18 protein-coding genes, 1 pseudogene and 1 riboswitch are annotated in these 17,952 nt (G+C 42.5%); of the genes and pseudogenes, 17 read left to right on the plus strand and 2 right to left on the minus strand.

Features of this window, described 5'->3' with window-relative positions; translation table 11 throughout:
- Window positions 1-19: 19 nt before the first annotated feature.
- Window positions 20-913: an FAD:protein FMN transferase gene (locus I2C87_RS03250; RefSeq protein ID WP_229046152.1), complete on the minus strand. Its 894-nt coding sequence runs from the start codon at window positions 911-913 to the stop codon at window positions 20-22.
- 245 nt (window positions 914-1,158) lie between these two features.
- Here I2C87_RS03250 and nox point away from each other — a divergent pair, with 245 nt between their 5' ends.
- The 14 genes from nox to I2C87_RS03315 all read left to right on the plus strand — a co-directional run bounded on the left by nox (window position 1,159) and on the right by I2C87_RS03315 (window position 15,281).
- Window positions 1,159-2,535: a H2O-forming NADH oxidase gene (gene nox, locus I2C87_RS03255; RefSeq protein WP_125329400.1), complete on the plus strand. Its 1,377-nt coding sequence runs from the start codon at window positions 1,159-1,161 to the stop codon at window positions 2,533-2,535.
- A 109-nt stretch (window positions 2,536-2,644) separates the two neighbouring features.
- Window positions 2,645-4,186: a ClC family H(+)/Cl(-) exchange transporter gene (locus I2C87_RS03260; RefSeq protein WP_195323923.1), complete on the plus strand. Its 1,542-nt coding sequence runs from the start codon at window positions 2,645-2,647 to the stop codon at window positions 4,184-4,186.
- 93 nt (window positions 4,187-4,279) lie between these two features.
- Entirely contained in the window at window positions 4,280-5,149 is an 870-nt protein-coding gene (efeO, locus tag I2C87_RS03265) for an iron uptake system protein EfeO (RefSeq protein ID WP_048691249.1), read from the plus strand.
- 2 nt (window positions 5,150-5,151) lie between these two features.
- Window positions 5,152-6,360, plus strand: a complete 1,209-nt coding sequence (gene efeB / locus I2C87_RS03270) for an iron uptake transporter deferrochelatase/peroxidase subunit (RefSeq protein ID WP_195323924.1) — start codon at window positions 5,152-5,154, stop codon at window positions 6,358-6,360.
- Window positions 6,338-8,020 carry an FTR1 family iron permease gene (locus tag I2C87_RS03275; protein WP_195323925.1) on the plus strand — a complete coding sequence of 561 codons (1,683 nt, stop codon included), beginning with the start codon at window positions 6,338-6,340 and terminating at the stop codon, window positions 8,018-8,020. The genes efeB and I2C87_RS03275 overlap by 23 nt, the downstream gene beginning before the upstream one ends.
- Window positions 8,010-8,729 (plus strand): twin-arginine translocase subunit TatC, encoded by a 720-nt coding sequence (tatC, locus tag I2C87_RS03280; protein WP_195323926.1) that lies wholly within the window; start codon window positions 8,010-8,012, stop codon window positions 8,727-8,729. Before I2C87_RS03275 ends, tatC begins: the two co-directional genes overlap by 11 nt.
- Before the next feature lie 2 nt (window positions 8,730-8,731).
- Window positions 8,732-8,929: a twin-arginine translocase TatA/TatE family subunit gene (locus I2C87_RS03285; RefSeq protein ID WP_023023286.1), complete on the plus strand. Its 198-nt coding sequence runs from the start codon at window positions 8,732-8,734 to the stop codon at window positions 8,927-8,929.
- 256 nt (window positions 8,930-9,185) lie between these two features.
- The gene (locus tag I2C87_RS10115) at window positions 9,186-9,311 is read left to right on the plus strand and encodes a hypothetical protein (protein ID WP_267471994.1); all 126 of its coding nucleotides are present in this window, start codon (window positions 9,186-9,188) and stop codon (window positions 9,309-9,311) included.
- Between the two features lie 57 nt (window positions 9,312-9,368).
- A complete protein-coding gene (locus I2C87_RS03290) occupies window positions 9,369-9,929 on the plus strand; it encodes a sugar O-acetyltransferase (protein WP_195323927.1) in 561 nt (186 codons plus the stop codon).
- A complete protein-coding gene (locus I2C87_RS03295) occupies window positions 9,926-10,636 on the plus strand; it encodes an alpha/beta hydrolase (RefSeq protein WP_195323928.1) in 711 nt (236 codons plus the stop codon). Before I2C87_RS03290 ends, I2C87_RS03295 begins: the two co-directional genes overlap by 4 nt.
- 191 nt (window positions 10,637-10,827) lie before the next feature.
- Window positions 10,828-11,811, plus strand: a complete 984-nt coding sequence (gene guaC / locus I2C87_RS03300) for a GMP reductase (protein WP_195323929.1) — start codon at window positions 10,828-10,830, stop codon at window positions 11,809-11,811.
- A riboswitch (purine riboswitch) is annotated at window positions 11,804-11,899 on the plus strand. It overlaps the preceding gene by 8 nt.
- 75 nt (window positions 11,900-11,974) lie before the next feature.
- Window positions 11,975-12,556, plus strand: coding sequence for a xanthine phosphoribosyltransferase (locus I2C87_RS03305; protein ID WP_195323930.1), 582 nt, complete (start codon window positions 11,975-11,977; stop codon window positions 12,554-12,556).
- Window positions 12,556-13,818, plus strand: coding sequence for a nucleobase:cation symporter-2 family protein (locus I2C87_RS03310; protein WP_123160250.1), 1,263 nt, complete (start codon window positions 12,556-12,558; stop codon window positions 13,816-13,818). The genes I2C87_RS03305 and I2C87_RS03310 overlap by 1 nt, the downstream gene beginning before the upstream one ends.
- Window positions 13,819-13,934: 116 nt before the next feature.
- Complete coding sequence (locus tag I2C87_RS03315; protein ID WP_195323931.1) at window positions 13,935-15,281, plus strand: MATE family efflux transporter; 1,347 nt, start codon at window positions 13,935-13,937, stop codon at window positions 15,279-15,281.
- Between the two features lie 177 nt (window positions 15,282-15,458).
- Here the strand turns inward: I2C87_RS03315 and I2C87_RS03320 are convergent, their stop codons facing one another.
- A complete protein-coding gene (locus tag I2C87_RS03320) occupies window positions 15,459-15,641 on the minus strand; it encodes a 4-oxalocrotonate tautomerase (protein ID WP_001117401.1) in 183 nt (60 codons plus the stop codon).
- Window positions 15,642-16,060: 419 nt separating this feature from the next.
- On the opposite strand from I2C87_RS03320, the gene I2C87_RS03325 reads away from it, so the two are divergent.
- The 3 genes and pseudogenes from I2C87_RS03325 to I2C87_RS03335 form a co-directional block, all read left to right on the plus strand.
- On the plus strand, window positions 16,061-16,660 hold the full coding sequence (locus I2C87_RS03325; protein WP_195323932.1) for a thymidine kinase: 600 nt from the start codon (window positions 16,061-16,063) through the stop codon (window positions 16,658-16,660).
- Window positions 16,657-17,736: a peptide chain release factor 1 gene (gene prfA / locus I2C87_RS03330; RefSeq protein WP_023026823.1), complete on the plus strand. Its 1,080-nt coding sequence runs from the start codon at window positions 16,657-16,659 to the stop codon at window positions 17,734-17,736. Before I2C87_RS03325 ends, prfA begins: the two co-directional genes overlap by 4 nt.
- Window positions 17,736-17,952: pseudogene (locus tag I2C87_RS03335) on the plus strand (peptide chain release factor N(5)-glutamine methyltransferase); the annotation flags it as partial. The gene prfA and the pseudogene I2C87_RS03335, both read left to right, overlap by 1 nt.

Consider the following 17,952-nt stretch of genomic DNA (forward strand, 5'->3'; position numbering starts at 1 on the left):
TTCCTTTCTGAAATTAAAATTACAAATAATCATGAAGCCCACTAGTATAGGCGATGCGACCTGACTGATAGACTAAAATAGCATCCATGCCAGGTAAGGTTTCAACAATGTTTAAAATGTTGCTCGGTTCTTCACCGAACAAGCGGGTGGTCCAAATCTCTCCGTCAACTGATCGATCAGAAATAATCGTGAGACTTGCCAGTTCCGTTTCGACAGGATAGCCGGTTTGGGGATCAAAAATATGATGGAAGGACTGGCCGTCAACCTCGAGCTGACGAACATAAGTACCTGACGTAACGACGGACTTATCTGTTACAGATAGAACCAGTAAATGTTCTCCTCTTGGAAGATGAGGATCTTGAATCCCAATTCTCCAAGGGCGATGACTGACAGGGTTTTGACCGACGGTAAGGATATTACCTCCCAAATCAATTAAAGCCTGTTCAATCCCCTGACTCCTGAGATAGTTAGCTAGTAAATCAGCACTAAATCCCTTTGCTAAAGCACCTAGATCAATTTTCATCCCTTTTCTTTTGAGAAAAACAGTTTGTTGATCCGGATCCAAGCAAATCTGATGAGAGTCGATGACTGTTAGGGCTTGTTCAATTTCCCCTTGATCAGGTTTCCTAGCATCAGAGAAACCAATTCTCCAAGTTTGGACAAGTGGACCAATCGCAATGTTTAAATGACTTCCTTGCGCTTGACTATGTCTGGTTCCTAGAGCAATCAGTGAAAAAAGATCAGGATGAACCTCTACGGGTTCAATGCTAGCCTTTTGATTGACCTCCATCAATTCAGAAGAAGGGTCATTAGCACTAAAGCGATGCTCATAGGATCGCAGGAGACTAAAGCAATCTGCCAGTATTTTGTCAGCTTGTTGATGAGAAATCGAAACGGTTATGGTGGAGCCCATTAGGCGTTCGGATCGACTAGTTAGTTCCACAAATAGTAAACCACCTTTCCAATATTCACCTACTTCAAGTTTATCAAAAAGAAAGCCATTTCACAATCCCCCCAAGCAAAATTATTGACATTTTTCAGGACTTATGCAAATGGATTTGAAAATAATATCACAAATTGTAAGCAAAAAATTTGGAAACGATATCATTTTCATGTTATAATTGTATGGTAAATAAAATTAAAGGTAGGATTTTTTCTATGAGTAAAATCGTAGTTGTGGGTGCTAACCACGCTGGAACTGCATGTATCAACACTATGTTGGATAATTTTGGAAACGAAAATGAAATCGTTGTTTTTGATCAAAACTCAAATATCTCATTCCTTGGATGCGGAATGGCTCTTTGGATTGGTGAACAAATCGACGGACCTGAAGGCTTGTTCTATTCTGATAAAGAAAAATTAGAAGCTAAAGGCGCTAAAGTTTACATGAACTCACCAGTTCTTTCAATTGACTACGACAACAAAGTTGTAACTGCAGAAGTAGATGGTAAAGAACACAAAGAATCATATGAAAAATTGATCTTCGCAACTGGTTCAACTCCAATCTTGCCACCAATTGAAGGTGTTGAAATTGTCAAAGGGAACCGTGAGTTCAAAGCGACTCTTGAAAATGTACAATTCGTTAAATTGTACCAAAATGCTGAAGAAGTTATTAAGAAACTTGAAGACAAGAGCAAACACCTTGAGCGCATTGCTGTTGTAGGTGGTGGTTACATCGGTGTTGAGCTTGCTGAAGCATTCGAACGTCTTGGAAAAGAAGTTGTCCTTGTTGATATCGTTGACACAGTATTGAACGGATACTATGACAAAGACTTCACACAAATGATGGCTAAAAACTTGGAAGACCACAACATCCGTTTGGCACTTGGTCAAACTGTTAAAGCTATCCAAGGTGACGGAAAAGTAGAACGCTTGGTAACTGATAAAGAAACATTTGATGTGGATATGGTTATTCTTGCTGTTGGTTTCCGTCCAAACACAGCGCTTGCTGATGGTAAGATCGAACTCTTCCGCAATGGTGCCTTTCTTGTAGATAAGAAACAAGAAACATCAATCCCAGGTGTATACGCTGTTGGTGACTGTGCGACTGTATATGACAACGCTCGTAAAGACACTAGCTACATTGCTCTTGCATCAAATGCTGTACGTACTGGTATCGTAGGAGCTTATAACGCTTGTGGACATGAGCTTGAAGGAATCGGTGTGCAAGGATCTAACGGTATCTCTATCTATGGTCTTCACATGGTTTCAACTGGTTTGACTCTTGAGAAAGCAAAAGCAGCAGGCTACAACGCTGTTGAAACTGGCTTCAACGACCTTCAAAAACCAGAATTTATCAAACATGACAACCATGAAGTTGCCATCAAGATCGTTTATGATCAAGATAGCCGTGAAATCCTTGGTGCTCAAATGGTATCACGTGACGCTGCAATCTCAATGGGTATCCACATGTTCTCATTGGCAATCCAAGAGCACGTTACAATTGAAAAATTGGCATTGACAGATCTATTCTTCTTGCCACACTTCAACAAACCATACAACTACATTACTATGGCAGCACTTACTGCTAAATAATGCATTCTATAGAAACGCTCATTTGGGCGTTTTTTTTGCTGTTGTCTTACTCAAGAGCTGTAAAAAATAGTATAATAAAACCAAGAAAACTGGGAGTTGAAGAGAATTTATGAAACAAAGTCAGCAAATCCAAAGAGAATTTCAATCGACCTCGAGATCTATTTTATCTCAGGTTAGCAGAGGTGTTTTAGTAGGGCTTGTAGTCGGCGCGATTGTCTCGAGTTTTCGATTTTTTATTGAGCATCTCTTTCATATTGTACAGGGATTGTATAAGGATCTTGGAAGAAGTCCGATCAATTGGATCATCATCCTTTCGATGTATCTTTTAATTATTTTGCTAGCTAGCCAGCTCATCAAAAAGAACAAAAACGTTAAAGGATCTGGTATTCCTCAAGTAGAAGCAGAATTAAAAGGACTGCTACAGATAGACTGGTGGGCTACGCTTTGGCAGAAGTACATTTTAGGGATTTTAGCAATTGCTAGTGGTCTGATGTTGGGGCGTGAAGGACCCAGTATCCAACTTGGCGCCATGGGAGGAAAGGGGCTGGCTAAGAAACTTGCACTTAGTCCTGTAGAAGAAAGAGCCTTGATTGCCAGCGGTGCCGCAGCAGGTTTGGCAGCAGCCTTTAACGCTCCGATCGCTGGTCTACTCTTTGTAGTAGAAGAAGTCTACCATCATTTTTCTCGTGTCTTCTGGGTATCGACCTTGGCTGCGAGTTTGGTCGCAAACTTTGTCTCCCTCAATATTTTCGGTCAAACACCTGTATTAAATATGCCAGATCATATCCCTCATATTGATTTATCCAGCTATTGGATTTTCTTAGTCATGGGAATTTTTCTGGGCCTAACTGGTTATTTCTATGAAGTTGCTGTTTTAAATATTGGTCGGCTATATCAAAAGCTTGGTAGCTGTATCAAGGTGACTGCTCCTTACTATCCACTCTTTGCCTTTCTTTTGATCCTACCGATCGGTTATTATTTCTCTCACTTATTAGGTGGTGGAAATCAGTTGGTTTTGAACTTAGCGCATGTCCCTCTTAGTATCCAGATGCTGATCTTCTATTTTGCGATACGATTTATTTGGAGCATGATTAGTTACGGTAGTGGTCTTCCTGGTGGCATCTTTCTTCCGATTCTAGCTCTTGGATCTGTTTTAGGAGCCTTGGTTGCGGCTGTTTTATTAAAGTTTGGTCTCATACATTCTAATCAACTTCCCTTGTTTGTCATTTTAGGAATGAGTGGTTATTTCAGTGCCATTTCAAAAGCGCCCCTGACAGCCATGATTCTAGTGACTGAAATGGTAGGAGATATACGAACCTTGATGCCGATTGGCTTGGTGACTTTGACAGCTTACATTACTATGGATCTGCTAAAAGGGGCCCCTGTCTACGAGGCTATGCTGGAGCAATTGATGCCTGAGGTGACCAGCGGTTCAGATGTCTTAACCCTGATCGAAATTCCAGTATCAGAGAAAATAGCAGACCGTCAGGTTCGAGATTTAGATCTACCGAGAGACCTCCTAATCACAACTCATCAGCATAATGGAAAAAACAGTACGGTGCATGGTAGTACCCGCCTCTATCTAGGAGATAGCATCTACCTCGTGGTAAAAGAGACAGATATCGGCCGGGTGAAAGAATTACTCCTCTAATTCATTTTATTAAAGTTTTCTGACAATTGTTGAAAAATGAGAAAATCTTTGCTATAATAGACCACGTAAAAATAGTATCCAGGAGAAATTCTCATGAAAAAACTTGCAGTAGCACTCTTATCAGTCGCTTTATTAGCAGGCTGTGCCAATACATCTTCAAAAAATACAACTACAAATAGTTCCTCTTCGACAGTAAAATTGTCTAAAGAGGACCAAAAAGCCTTGGACCAGGCGACAAGTGAATACAAGGAGTTTGTGCAAGGACAAATTGATCAGTTGTTAAAAGATACAGAGGAATTTCAAAGAGTCCTCAAAAGTGGTGATTTAGAAGAAGCTAAGAAGGTCTATCCTTTGATTCGGATGTCTTATGAACGCTCTGAACCAATTGCTGAAAGCTTTGGGGAGTCTGATGTCAAGATTGACTTCCGTTTGGTTGACTATGTCGATGAAAATAAATCAGAAGAAGGATGGTCAGGCTTCCACCGTATCGAACGCATCCTCTGGGAACAAAATACAACCGAAGGCACTGAAAAATATGCGGAGCAATTGGTAAATGATATCAAAGAGTTGAAAGCTAAGATTGCGACAGTAGAAGTGACGCCAGATTTGATGTTGACAGGTGCGGTTGACCTCTTAAATGAAGTGGCGACACAAAAGATCACTGGGGAAGAAGAAATTTTCTCTCATACAGATCTCTATGACTTCCGGGCCAATATCGAAGGGGCTGAGAAGATTTTTGCACTCTTCAAACCTCTCATTGAGAAAAAGGATGCCAAACTAGTGAAAACCCTTGAAACAGAATTCAAGGCGGTGAATGACTTGTTAGACAAACATATGACTGATGATTCCAACTATAAATCATATACAGACCTAACAGAAGAAGATACCAAAGAACTAGCAGAAGCAGTTACAAAATTGGGAGAACCACTCTCTCAAATGGGAATCATTTTAAACGGTAAATAACAATGACAAAAGACGAAAAATTTTTTGAAAAGAAGATGGATCGTCGCGAATTTCTGAAAAAAGCAGGTATTGGGGGAGCAGGCTTAGCACTTGGTCTATCCGGTGCTTCTGCTTTTTTCGCTAATAAGGAGCAAGGCTCCAAAAATATCGCAGACGGTCAAGAAGAAATTAGCTTTTACGGCAAGCATCAGGCTGGAATTACCACCCCCATGCAGAAGAATATCTATTTTGTGGTGCTCGATCTCCGGACGACAGATAAAAACGAATTGATTCAGTTGTTTAAAGACTGGACAGATTATAGCCAGAAATTAGTCAATGGAGAACTGGTCAAAAAAGATGGATCCAACGCTCTCTTGCCTCCAAGTGATACTGGGGAAACAGTCGGACTAAATCCTTACCGCCTCACCCTAACCTTTGGTGTTTCGGCTAGCTTTTTGACCAAACTAGGCCTTGAAAAGAAACGTCCCAAACTATTCCGGGATCTGCCAGCTTTTCCTAAGGAACAGTTGAGAGAGCAGTATACGGGTGGTGATATCGTTATCCAAGCATGTGCAGATGATGAGCAGGTGGCCTTTCATGCTGTCCGCAATCTGATTCGTAAAGGACGCAATAAGGTGACCATGAAGTGGAGCCAATCAGGATTTGTTGCTATTGGGGATCGCATGGAAACGCCCCGGAACCTCTTTGGCTTCAAAGATGGAACTGCCAATGTCACGACAGAGAAAGATTTCGATAAGGTCGTCTGGGCTGATAGTCAAGACTGGATGAAAAACGGCTCTTACATGGCTGTCCGCCGGATTATCATGCATTTAGAGACCTGGGATCGTACCAACCTGCAGGAGCAAGAAAACACTTTTGGACGCTATAAAGAAAGTGGCGCACCATTTGGAAAGAAAAACGAGTTTGACGAAGTGGACCTCTCCCTTTTACCAGTTGACTCACATGTCCGTTTGGCTAAAGAAGTGGATCTGCCAATTTTGCGACGCTCTTATTCATACTCTGATGGGATTGATCCGAAAACGGGGCAGTTTGATGCAGGATTGCTATTTATTGCCTTTCAAAAGGATCCAGACCGCTTTGTGAAAATCCAAACCAATCTTGGGGCAGACGATAAGATGAATGAATATGTAACCCATATTGGCAGTGGCCTCTTTGCCTGCTTCGGAGGTGTGAAGGAAGGAGGGTACATTGGTCAAGACTTATTTGAATAAATTGTTAGTCGTCCTAGTAGCCTGTCTCTTTTTCATCGTGACTCCTGTTCAGGCCGAATCCTATAGTGATCTCTTTATCAAAATCACTGATGCAACGACAGCAGTTCGGGATAAGGACCAAGAAAAGGCTCACACTCTAGTCGCAGAGATAAAAGAGGAGTTTCTAAAGAAGGCCAATCATGATTCCAAAGCAGGAAAAGAGGTCCAGAAGAGTCTGGACTTGGAAGGAGAAATCACAGAAAAGCAGTTGGTGACCGTCTCCACTTCCTTGCTAGCCTTTGAAAAAGAGCAAAATCCAGTCGATCTGGATGCTGAGAAAGAGAAGCTAGAAACTCGCTTGCAACCTTACTTTGAGAAGCTACAAGAGGCGATCACAGCAAAGGATCTCCAAGCGACACGAAAGGCTTATGCCGATTTAAACAATACCTGGACCCGGAATGAAGCGGTTGTCAGAGATCACAGTACCGCCTATTACGGAAAGGTAGAAACAGCCATTTCCTTCTTGAGAAGTGCCATCGAAACAGAGCCTACAAACTTTGACTCTATCCAATCTTCGTACAACGACTTAAAGAATGTACTGGATCAATTTATCAGTGGGGAAAAGATTGAGGAGACAAGCTCTAATCTGACTCTTTCAGACGGGATTAAGCTCCTCAAGAAAGCTCTAAGCCTCTTTCAAGCCAATGACACTAGCCAAGCTAGTCAAGTCATGAAGGAGTTCATTACCATTTGGCCAACGATCGAAGGAGATGTCAGCACGACCAATCCTAGTCTCTATACGCGGGTAGAAAGTCAAAGTCCAGTTATTATGGTCAAGGGGAAGGAAAGCAAGTACCAAAAGCAATTGGAAGCTCTGATTAGTGATCTATCAGCTATTGATACCACCGCCTCCTATTCGGCGGTTGACTCTATGTTGATCCTCTTACGCGAGGGAGTCGAAGCGCTATTGATTGTCATGGCTTTGGTGACAGTTCTCAAGTCAGCTAAATTGGTCAAAGGATTGAAATGGGTTTATGCAGGTGCTCTTCTAGGTATCCTGGCCAGTGCAGCCATTGCAGTCGCTCTTCAATTCTTATTCCCAGCTGTGACCTCGGCTTCAAACCGCGAGGTGATCGAGGGAGCGGTAGGAATTATCGCAGTAGGCATGATGATTGTCATTGGGATTTGGCTACATCGCAAGTCCTCCGTTAAAAAATGGAACCAATTCATGGAAAGTCAGATGAAGGCTGTGACAGCAACTGGAAGTTTCATTTCTATGTTTGCCCTCAGTTTCTTAGCTGTCTTCCGTGAGGGTGCTGAGACTATCCTTTTCTATGTGGGAATCCTCCCTCGCATTCGCTCCTTTGATTTCTTCCTAGGGATCAGCTTGGCTCTTGCAGTTTTAGCGATTCTCGCCATTCTTATGACCAAGGCAAGTCATCTGGTCAAGCCACATAAGATTTTCTTCCTCCTGACTTGGATGATTTATGCACTGGCCTTTAAGATGCTAGGGGTGAGCCTGCACGCGCTCCAATTAACCAATATGCTTCCAAATCATATCTTTAGTAATTTCCCGACCATCGATTGGGCGGGGATCTATCCAAGCTGGGAAGTTCTTGCTTGCCAAGTTCTGTTCGTTCTTCTTATCGTGTTTGTGACGGTGAAGCAAGATGAAAAATGAAGACAGAAGGCTCACTATTGTAGAGCATTTAAGCGAGTTTAGACGACGCTTCATCGCTTGTATCCTTTGTTTTTTCCTTGTCTTTTGCGGAGCCCTCTTGTTTTCAGATCAGCTTTATGCCTATTTGACGGCTGGTTTTCGAGAAAAACTCTTGGTTCTTGGCCCTAATGACATTTTAAGCATCTACCTGCAATTAGCAGCTTTAATGGCTTTTACTATTACCTTGCCCTTCACCCTCTTTCAAGTCTGGCAATTTGTAAAGCCAGCTTTGAGAAAAGGAGAAGCAGGAGCTATTCTGCTCTATGTGCCGGCCAGTTTGATTTGTTTCTTGCTAGGCTTGGTCTTCGGCTATTATCTGGTTAGTCCAGCTATCTTAGAGGTGCTCTTAACATTAGGACAAGGACAGTTTACGATCCAGTTAACGTCACAGAACTACTTGGCCTTCATCTTTCATACGACCGTTCCTTTGGGGGTCTTGTTTGAATTACCGGTCCTTGTAGCCTTTTTGACTTCGATTCATATCTTAACGCCAGACTGGTTAAGTCGCTATCGGCGGATAGCCTACTTCCTATTGCTGGTGCTAGCCGTCATCCTGACCCCTGCTGATTTTATCAGTGATCTAGCTATGACCGTGCCTCTTATCTTGCTTTACGAAGTAAGTCTGAGCATCAGTCGCATCATCTATAACCGTATACAAAAAAGGAGATAAATATGGGAATTTTACGTGATATCGGTGCACCAGGCCTGATTATTATTATCCTGGGAGCCCTCTTAATCTTTGGACCAAAGCGTTTGCCTGAGTTAGGACACTCGCTTGGAAAAATGTTTTCTGAATTCAAGTCAGCCGTCAACAATGGTGCAACTGAAAAAGAAGAGGAGAAAGAAAAGACTGATAAGCTCGAAGAATAATAGCTTACCTTTCATAATATTTTCTGACAAAACTATCTTTTTTTCTTTCATTTTCAATAATAGTAAAAAAGCAGGAGTAGATAGTTAAAACGATATCTGAGTAAGAATCCTGCTTTTTATTATTTTTGAACCGTCTGAAAATTTTTGTAAATTACAAATTGAAAACAAATCAAATTTTGATAGCGTTTTCCTTGAATCTAAAATAAGCCAGGAGTATAATAGAGGGTGGAAAAAGTACATTTAATAGGAGTGTGTCATGATGATCATTAGTGTGATTTTTGCTGTAGCTTACTTCTTGCTGCTTGCCCTTGTTGCGGCTCTTGTTTTCCGAGCGATAGGAAAAATATTTGAGCTCTTCGATGGCTACCTGATGTACCATTAAGAGATAAACAAGCCCACTCACTATGAGTGGTTTTTTACTATCAGACGGGAGATAATTATGAAAACGGAATATGAAAAGATGATTACTGGCGAGTTCTACAGTCCCATGGATCCAGAATTGAGGAAGTTGGCCCAAGAAGCTCGGACCAAGCAATTTACCTTTAACCAAGAAGCAGATGGGGAGAAACGGAGCCAACTCATAAAAAGTTGGTTCGGATCCACAGGGAATAATGTTTCCATTCATCCTTTTTTGGCTTGTGACTATGGTGTCAATATCCACTTGGGAGAGAACTTTTATGCCAACTGGAACCTAACCATGCTGGATGTCTGCCCGATCAGGATTGGAAAGAACGCCATGATTGGTCCCAATTGCCAATTCCTCACGCCTCTACATCCTCTAGATCCAGATGAGCGGAATTCAGGAAAGGAATATGGAGCTCCGATAACGATTGGAGATAACTTCTGGGCAGGTGGTGGAACTATCATCCTTCCAGGAGTGACCTTAGGCGATAATGTCGTCGTTGGAGCAGGAGCAGTGGTGACCAAATCCTTCGGGGATAATGTAGTCCTAGCTGGTAACCCAGCCAGAATCATTAAGGAAATAGAGGTGAAAGAGTGAAGTTTTACTTTATCGGAGGACTCGGAAGTAACGAAAATCATATGAGCGAATTTGCTCACTGCTTTCCATTCCCCATCACCTATCTAGATCCCTATAAGCTGAAACTGGAATCTCCCCAAGATTTAGTAGACTGGTTTGAAGCCCATACGGATTCTAATACAAAGACTTGTATCATTGCCCATTCGCTTGGTGGAGATTTGGCTCGATACCTAGCATCCAATATGTCACAAATTACAAACCTGGTCCTCCTAGATGGTGGCTATCTTGACATGAAACATATCCTATCATTAGAGCAGGAAATCGAAGAGACACTCGCCTATCTGAAGCAACAGGTATTTCCATCTCTAGAGGAAGCTGTTGCAAGTGAACTTGGAGACACTGACAACCCTTCGCCAGCAACTATAAAGGCCATCCAATCCAGTTATCGTTGGAATCCTGATCTCCATCATTATGAACTGGATTTTGATTCACAAGCGGTTCTTTCCCTGCTGAGACTCAGACGAGAGCTCCGATCTTTTCAAGCTCCACTAATAGATACCAAGGTCTTGTTTATCGGTCCTAAATACGAGGATGAGCCTGAATGGAGAGCTAGTGCACTTGAAAATTTAGATCCTTCTATTAAGAAGGTGCTCTTAAAGGATCAAGGCCATGATTTTTATACAGCAGTTCCCGAGCTTGTCAGTAAAGAAATCATCAATTGGATTTAAATTTGTTCATAAATAACTCATATATAGAAGTTGTTCTATCCATTCGTCTAGTAATTTCCGAACATTATTTATATAATCAGCATTCTATTTGAATCGCCTCCGTATCTTTGTTATAATCTTGAATGGAAACGTCGGAAGACGAAGTGATGATCCATCACGATTTAAAATTTAGAAACGAGATTTCAATCCGTATGTTAAACGAATTTCCAATCTTTGATTACGAAGATATTCAACTAATCCCTAACAAGTGTATTATCAAAAGTCGCGCAGAAGCAGACACGACAGTTCAGTTTGGTAAGCACACCTTCAAGCTACCAGTCGTACCTGCCAACATGCAGACCATCCTGGATGAAGATGTGGCCGAACAACTGGCTAAAGGGGGCTATTTTTACATTATGCACCGCTTTGACGAAGCTGGTCGCATTCCCTTTATCAAACGGATGCACGATCAGGGCTTGATTGCTTCCATTTCAGTTGGAGTGAAAGATTATGAGTACGATTTTGTGACTCAACTCAAGGTCGATGCACCTGAATACATCACCATCGACATCGCTCACGGTCACTCAGATAGTGTCATCCAAATGATCCAGCATATCAAGAAGGAATTGCCAGATACCTTTGTTATCGCAGGAAATGTCGGAACTCCAGAGGCTGTTCGTGAATTGGAAAACGCTGGAGCAGATGCTACCAAGGTTGGAATTGGACCTGGCAAGGTCTGCATTACCAAAGTGAAGACTGGCTTTGGTACAGGCGGTTGGCAGTTAGCCGCCCTTCGTTGGTGTTCAAAAGCAGCGCGCAAGCCCATTATTGCGGATGGTGGCATTCGGACCCATGGAGATATTGCTAAATCCATTCGTTTTGGTGCTAGCATGGTCATGATTGGCTCTCTCTTTGCAGGTCATATTGAAAGCCCAGGGAAAACCGTTGAAGTAGATGGAGAATCCTTTAAAGAGTATTACGGATCTGCTTCCGAGTACCAAAAAGGGGCCTATAAAAATGTTGAAGGCAAGAAAATCCTTCTACCAGCCAAAGGTCATCTGCAAGATACCTTGACAGAGATGGAACAAGACTTGCAAAGCTCTATTTCCTATGCTGGAGGTCGCAAGGTTGCTGATCTCAAGCATGTCGATTATGTCATCGTTAAGAATTCTATCTGGAATGGTGACTCTCATTAAAACTACAATTACTTATTTATCTTGCGGATTGGCGCAAGGTCTCTACAAGGTGCCGGAACACCTAACAATAAGTAAGTCTTAGATTGATCCAGGGATACTTGGATTCTGTAGAGGCTTACTTGGTAAGTCTCTATTTTTTGTTCCAAACTGTTTAGGAGAAAACATGAAATTATTAGAAGAACGCATACTGAAAGACGGAAATGTCCTGGGAGAAAACATCCTCAAGGTCGATTCCTTCTTGACCCACCAAGTGGATTACCAGTTGATGAAAGAAATTGGGAAGGCTTTTGCGGAACGCTTTAAAGATGCTGGTTTGACCAAGATTGTGACCATTGAAGCTTCAGGGATCGCTCCTGCCCTCTATGTGGCAGAAGCTTTGGAACTTCCCATGATCTTTGCCAAAAAAGCCAAGAATATTACCATGAATGAAGGGATTTTGACAGCAGAAGTCTATTCCTTTACCAAACAAGTGACCAGTACGGTTTCCATTGCTAGCAAGTTTTTAACACCTGATGATCGCGTCTTAATCGTCGATGACTTTCTAGCAAATGGCCAAGCTGCTAAAGGCTTAATCCAGATCATCGAACAAGCTGGTGCCAGTGTAGAAGCAGTCGGTATCGTCATCGAGAAATCCTTCCAAGATGGCCGTGGACTGCTAGAAGAACTCGGCTACCCAGTTGTTTCACTTGCTCGTTTGGACCGTTTTAAAAATGGTCAGGTTGTATTTAAGGAGGCAGACATCTAATGCAAAAACAAGAAAACCATTCACAGGCAGCCATTCTAGGCTTGCAGCACCTATTGGCCATGTATTCGGGTTCCATTCTAGTACCGATTATGATTGCAGGCGCTTTGGGATATAATGCCCAGCAACTAACCTATCTCATCTCTACAGATATCTTTATGTGTGGGGTAGCCACCTTCCTGCAATTGCAGTTAAACAAACATTTCGGGATTGGTCTTCCGGTCGTCCTTGGGGTGGCCTTCCAGTCTGTAGCACCTCTTAGCATGATTGGGGCTAGCCATGGTAGTGGGGCCATGTTTGGTGCCTTGATTGTTTCAGGGATTTACGTGGTTCTGGTCTCAGGATTCTTCTCGAAAATCGCAAACCTCTTCCCATCCATTGTGACGGGATCTGTCATTACGACCATTGGTTTGACCTTGATTCCAGTTGCGATTGGGAATATGGGAAACAATGCAGCAGAACCAACGGTTCAAAGTTTGATTTTGGCCGTGATTACCATTCTCATCATTCTTGTAGTCAACATCTATACAACAGGCTTTATCAAATCTATTTCTATTTTGATTGGGTTGATTGTAGGAACAGCTATCGCAGCTTCTATGGGCTTGGTAGACTTCACTCCTGTAGAACAAGCTCCAGTCCTTCATGTCCCAACACCATTCTTCTTTGGAGCTCCTAAGTTTGAAATCACTTCAATCGTCATGATGTGTATCATCGCAACTGTTTCCATGGTCGAATCGACTGGTGTCTATCTTGCCCTTTCAGATATTACAAAAGATCCAATTGATAGCACGCGCCTCCGCAATGGCTACCGTGCTGAAGGGTTGGCCGTCCTTCTCGGCGGTATCTTCAATACCTTCCCCTACACAGGGTTCTCACAAAACGTCGGCTTGGTGAAATTATCTGGTATCAAGACCCGTCTTCCAATCTACTACGCGGCTGGTTTCCTCGTTCTTCTCGGTCTCCTGCCTAAGTTTGGAGCTTTGGCGCAAATCATCCCAAGTCCAGTACTTGGTGGAGCTATGTTGGTCATGTTTGGTTTTGTGTCTATTCAAGGGATGCAGATCCTTGCGCGTGTTGATTTCGAACACAATGAGCACAATTTCCTCATCGCGGCTGTATCAATCGCAGCAGGGGTAGGGTTAAACAACAGCACCCTCTTTAATGGTCTACCAAGCGCCTTTAAAATGTTCTTTGCAAACGGAATTGTTGTTGCCAGCGTCTTGGCAATTATTCTCAACGCCATCTTGAACCGCAACAAAAAATAATCTAAACAAACTGAGGATCCGTTAGATCTTCAGTTTTTTAATTTTTTTGACATTTAAGGAGACATATAGTAGAGTGGTAAGAGAAAATTTTAACTTGATAAGAAGAGAGTCCTACCATGTATTTAACCCATCATTTTAAAGAGCGCTTGCGCTTATTTATCAGTCTATTTATCCCTCTCCTGGTCTATCAACTTGCCAACTACTCTGCTAGTTTTGTGGATACAGCCATGACGGGACAATACAATACCTTAGACTTAGCTGGAGTCTCGACTGCCACAAGTCTATGGAATCCCTTTTTTACTTTCCTGACAGGAATTGTCTCTGCCCTAACGCCGATTGTCGGGCATCACCTAGGCAAGGGAGACAAAGAACGGATTGCTGGCGATTTTTATCAATTTCTTTATATGTCATTTGGTATGGCTGTTCTCTTAATAGGCTTTGTCTGGGGGATTGCACCAATCATACTCAAGCAGATCGGCTTAGAAGATGTTGTTGCTCAGATAGCCATTCGCTACTTATATTTCCTTTCTTTAGGAATCCTACCCTTGTTGCTCTTTAGTATCGTGCGAACCTTCCTGGATACGTTGGGAATGACGCGTCTATCGATGTACTTAATGCTCTTGCTCTTGCCTTTGAATGCCTGTTTTAACTATGTCCTTATCTATGGAGCCTTTGGTGTTCCAGAGATGGGAGGAGCAGGAGCAGGCCTGGGGACCTCTCTGGCCTACTGGGTTCTACTAATTATTGCAGTTTTGATCTTATGCAAGCATCCCAAGGTAACTCCTTATCAATTGTGGAAGCCACAACCTTATGATCTTAAAGGGGTCAAAGAAGTATTGCACCTTGGCCTTCCAATCGGGGGAATTGTTTTTGCTGAAGTCATCATCTTCTCACTTGTTGGACTGCTCATGGCAAAATTCCCATCACTCACCATTGCTAGTCACCAATCTGCTATGAACTTTTCAAACATGATGTATGCTTTCCCAGTTAGTATCTCAAGCACCATGGCCATTATTGTATCTTACGAACTAGGAGCCGGAAGACCGGAGGTAGTGAAACAATATTGCCGTTTGGGACGATTGACAGCCTTTGGCTTTGCGATTATTACCCTTGTCTTTCTATATACATTCCGCTACCAACTGGCTGGATTGTATGGCAAGGATCCAATCTTTGTTCAGCAAACGGCTATATTCATGACCTTTAGTCTCTTTTTCCAAGTAGCCGATACCTTTGCAGCCCCCCTACAAGGAATTTTGCGAGGCTATAAGGATACAACCGTTCCTTTCTTATTAGGAGTCTTTAGTTATTGGAGTATCTCTATTCCTCTAGGGATTTTCCTTGATCATGTGACTGACCTCGGTCCCTATGCTTATTGGATTGGCCTTATTTCTAGCCTTGTTGTGAGTGGAATCTGCTACCAACTTCGACTATGGCAGATACAAAAGAAATACCAAAATTCCTAAAAGAGGCTGGGACAAAAGTCCTAGCCTCTCAATTGTCTTTGGATTATCGAGCAAAACGCAGTGGTTGAGTGGGCTCTACTACGCTGATTTCATCAGCTTTTACAGCCCTACTCAACTGTGCGGAGGTGGGACGACGAAATCGAATTCTAACGAATTACCGATTTCTGTCCCACTCTCTTATTTAGTGCGCATTTCACCTTGGGGGAAGTAGGTTCCTTCAGGCATATCATTGATAATGACATGAACAGCAGATTGCGGAGCACCTGTATTTCGAACGACAGCCTCGGTTACTTCCTTGGCCAAAGCTTTTTTTTGCTCCAAGGTGCGCCCTTCGAATAAATCAATACGTACAAATGGCATTGCGCCACCTCCTTTATAAATCTTAACCTTATTTTATCACATTTTATTTGAAAAGAAGAAGTCTATGTAGATGTTGCGATTATAAGTTTAATAACCATATAAAAATTTTTTACCAATATTTAGTACTACCTACTTACATAACTTCACTTATTATGGTATAATTAATTTGTGAGAAGTGGTCTCTCACCTTGCGTTTGTCATTTTGTCAGGGAAATGATAGACGCTTTTTTTATTCTCAAATAACAAAAATGAAGTGGCAACAGAGTGAAATTTTTGCTAGTGCAAACAGGAAAAACAAGGCTTCGTAGAACTCTACGTCCATAGTCCATCATCCAATGGTGAACCTCTCTATAAGTTGCCCTAATTTACTGCCCGTGTTATAATATAATGAAACACATTTTAGAGAGAACAGAAGGAAAATGGCACAATTATATTATAAATATGGGACCATGAACTCTGGGAAAACCATTGAGATCTTGAAGGTGGCCCATAATTATGAAGAGCAAGGCAAGAGCGTCGTCATCATGACCTCGGCAATCGATACACGAGATGGAGTTGGAGTAGTTTCTAGCCGGATCGGTATGAAACGAGAAGCTATGGCCATTGAAGATGAGACAGATATCTTCGGTTATATCCAAAGTTTGGAAGAGAAACCCTATTGTGTCTTGATCGATGAAGCTCAGTTTTTGAAACGCCACCATGTCTATGACTTGGCTAGGGTTGTTGATGAACTGGATGTGCCGGTGATGGCTTTTGGCCTCAAAAATGATTTCCGAAATGAACTCTTTGAAGGTTCCAAACACCTCCTCTTGTTAGCGGACAAGATTGAGGAGATCAAAACTATCTGCCAATACTGTTCCCGCAAGGCGACTATGGTCTTGCGTACCCAAGCGGGAAAACCCGTCTACGATGGAGAGCAGATCCAGATTGGTGGACACGAGACCTATATCTCGGTTTGCCGCAAACATTATTTTAATCCAGACATTAATCAAGAAAAAAATCTTAAGGAGCAAACATGAATATCTATGATCAACTACAAGCTGTAGAAGACCGTTATGAAGAGTTAGGAGAATTGTTGAGTGACCCAGATGTGGTCTCTGATACCAAACGCTTTATGGAGCTTTCAAAAGAAGAGGCTTCCACTCGTGATACGGTGACAGCATACCGAGAATACAAACAAGTCCTTCAAAATATCGTCGATGCTGAAGAAATGATCAAGGAATCAGGCGGCGATGCAGATTTGGAAGAAATGGCCAAGCAAGAGCTCAAAGATGCCAAGGCTGAAAAGGAAGAGTACGAAGAAAAACTGAAGATCTTACTTCTTCCAAAAGATCCAAACGATGACAAGAACATTATCTTGGAAATCCGTGGGGCAGCAGGAGGAGACGAAGCACAGTTGTTTGCTGGCGACCTTTTGCAGATGTACCAAAAATATGCGGAAAGCCAAGGTTGGCGCTTTGAAGTCATGGAAGCTTCCTACAACGGCGTTGGTGGGATCAAAGAAGTAGTGGCCATGGTATCTGGTCAATCTGTCTATTCCAAACTCAAGTACGAATCAGGTGCCCACCGGGTACAACGCGTTCCTGTGACGGAAAGCCAAGGTCGTGTCCATACCTCTACAGCAACCGTTCTGGTCATGCCAGAAATCGAAGAAGTTGAATACGACATTGATCCAAAAGACCTTCGGATTGACATCTACCATGCATCTGGTGCAGGTGGACAGAATGTCAACAAGGTCGCAACAGCCGTTCGTATCGTCCACTTACCTACTAACATCAAGGTTGAGATGCAGGAAGAACGGACGCAACAGAAGAACCGTGAAAAAGCCATGAAGATCATTCGTGCGCGTGTGGCTGACCACTTTGCTCAGATTGCCCAAGACGAGCAAGACGCTGAGCGGAAGTCTACTATCGGTACTGGTGACCGTTCAGAGCGGATCCGGACTTACAACTTCCCTCAAAACCGTGTGACCGATCACCGGATTGGCTTGACCCTTCAAAAATTGGATACCATCTTATCTGGTAAATTAGATGAAGTGGTCGATGCTTTGGTCTTGTATGATCAAACACAAAAACTAGAAGAGTTGAACAAATAATGTTGTTGGGACCATTATTAGCCCAGTATGAAGAAGCATTAATAGCCGTTGGAGAGGAAGCAGAAAGCCTCTCCTTCGCATATCGTGCTTTAAAAAACTGGACCTTTACAGACTTTGTCCTTGCCTTGCAAAAAGAGGTGGAAGCAGAGGATCAGGCCTTGCTTGATTCCATCTTTGCGCAGTTGAAACATCACGTCCCTGCCCAGTATATTATTG

The sequence above is a fragment of the Streptococcus sp. 1001283B150225_161107_H12 genome, from assembly GCF_015552665.1.
Classification (GTDB): domain Bacteria; phylum Bacillota; class Bacilli; order Lactobacillales; family Streptococcaceae; genus Streptococcus.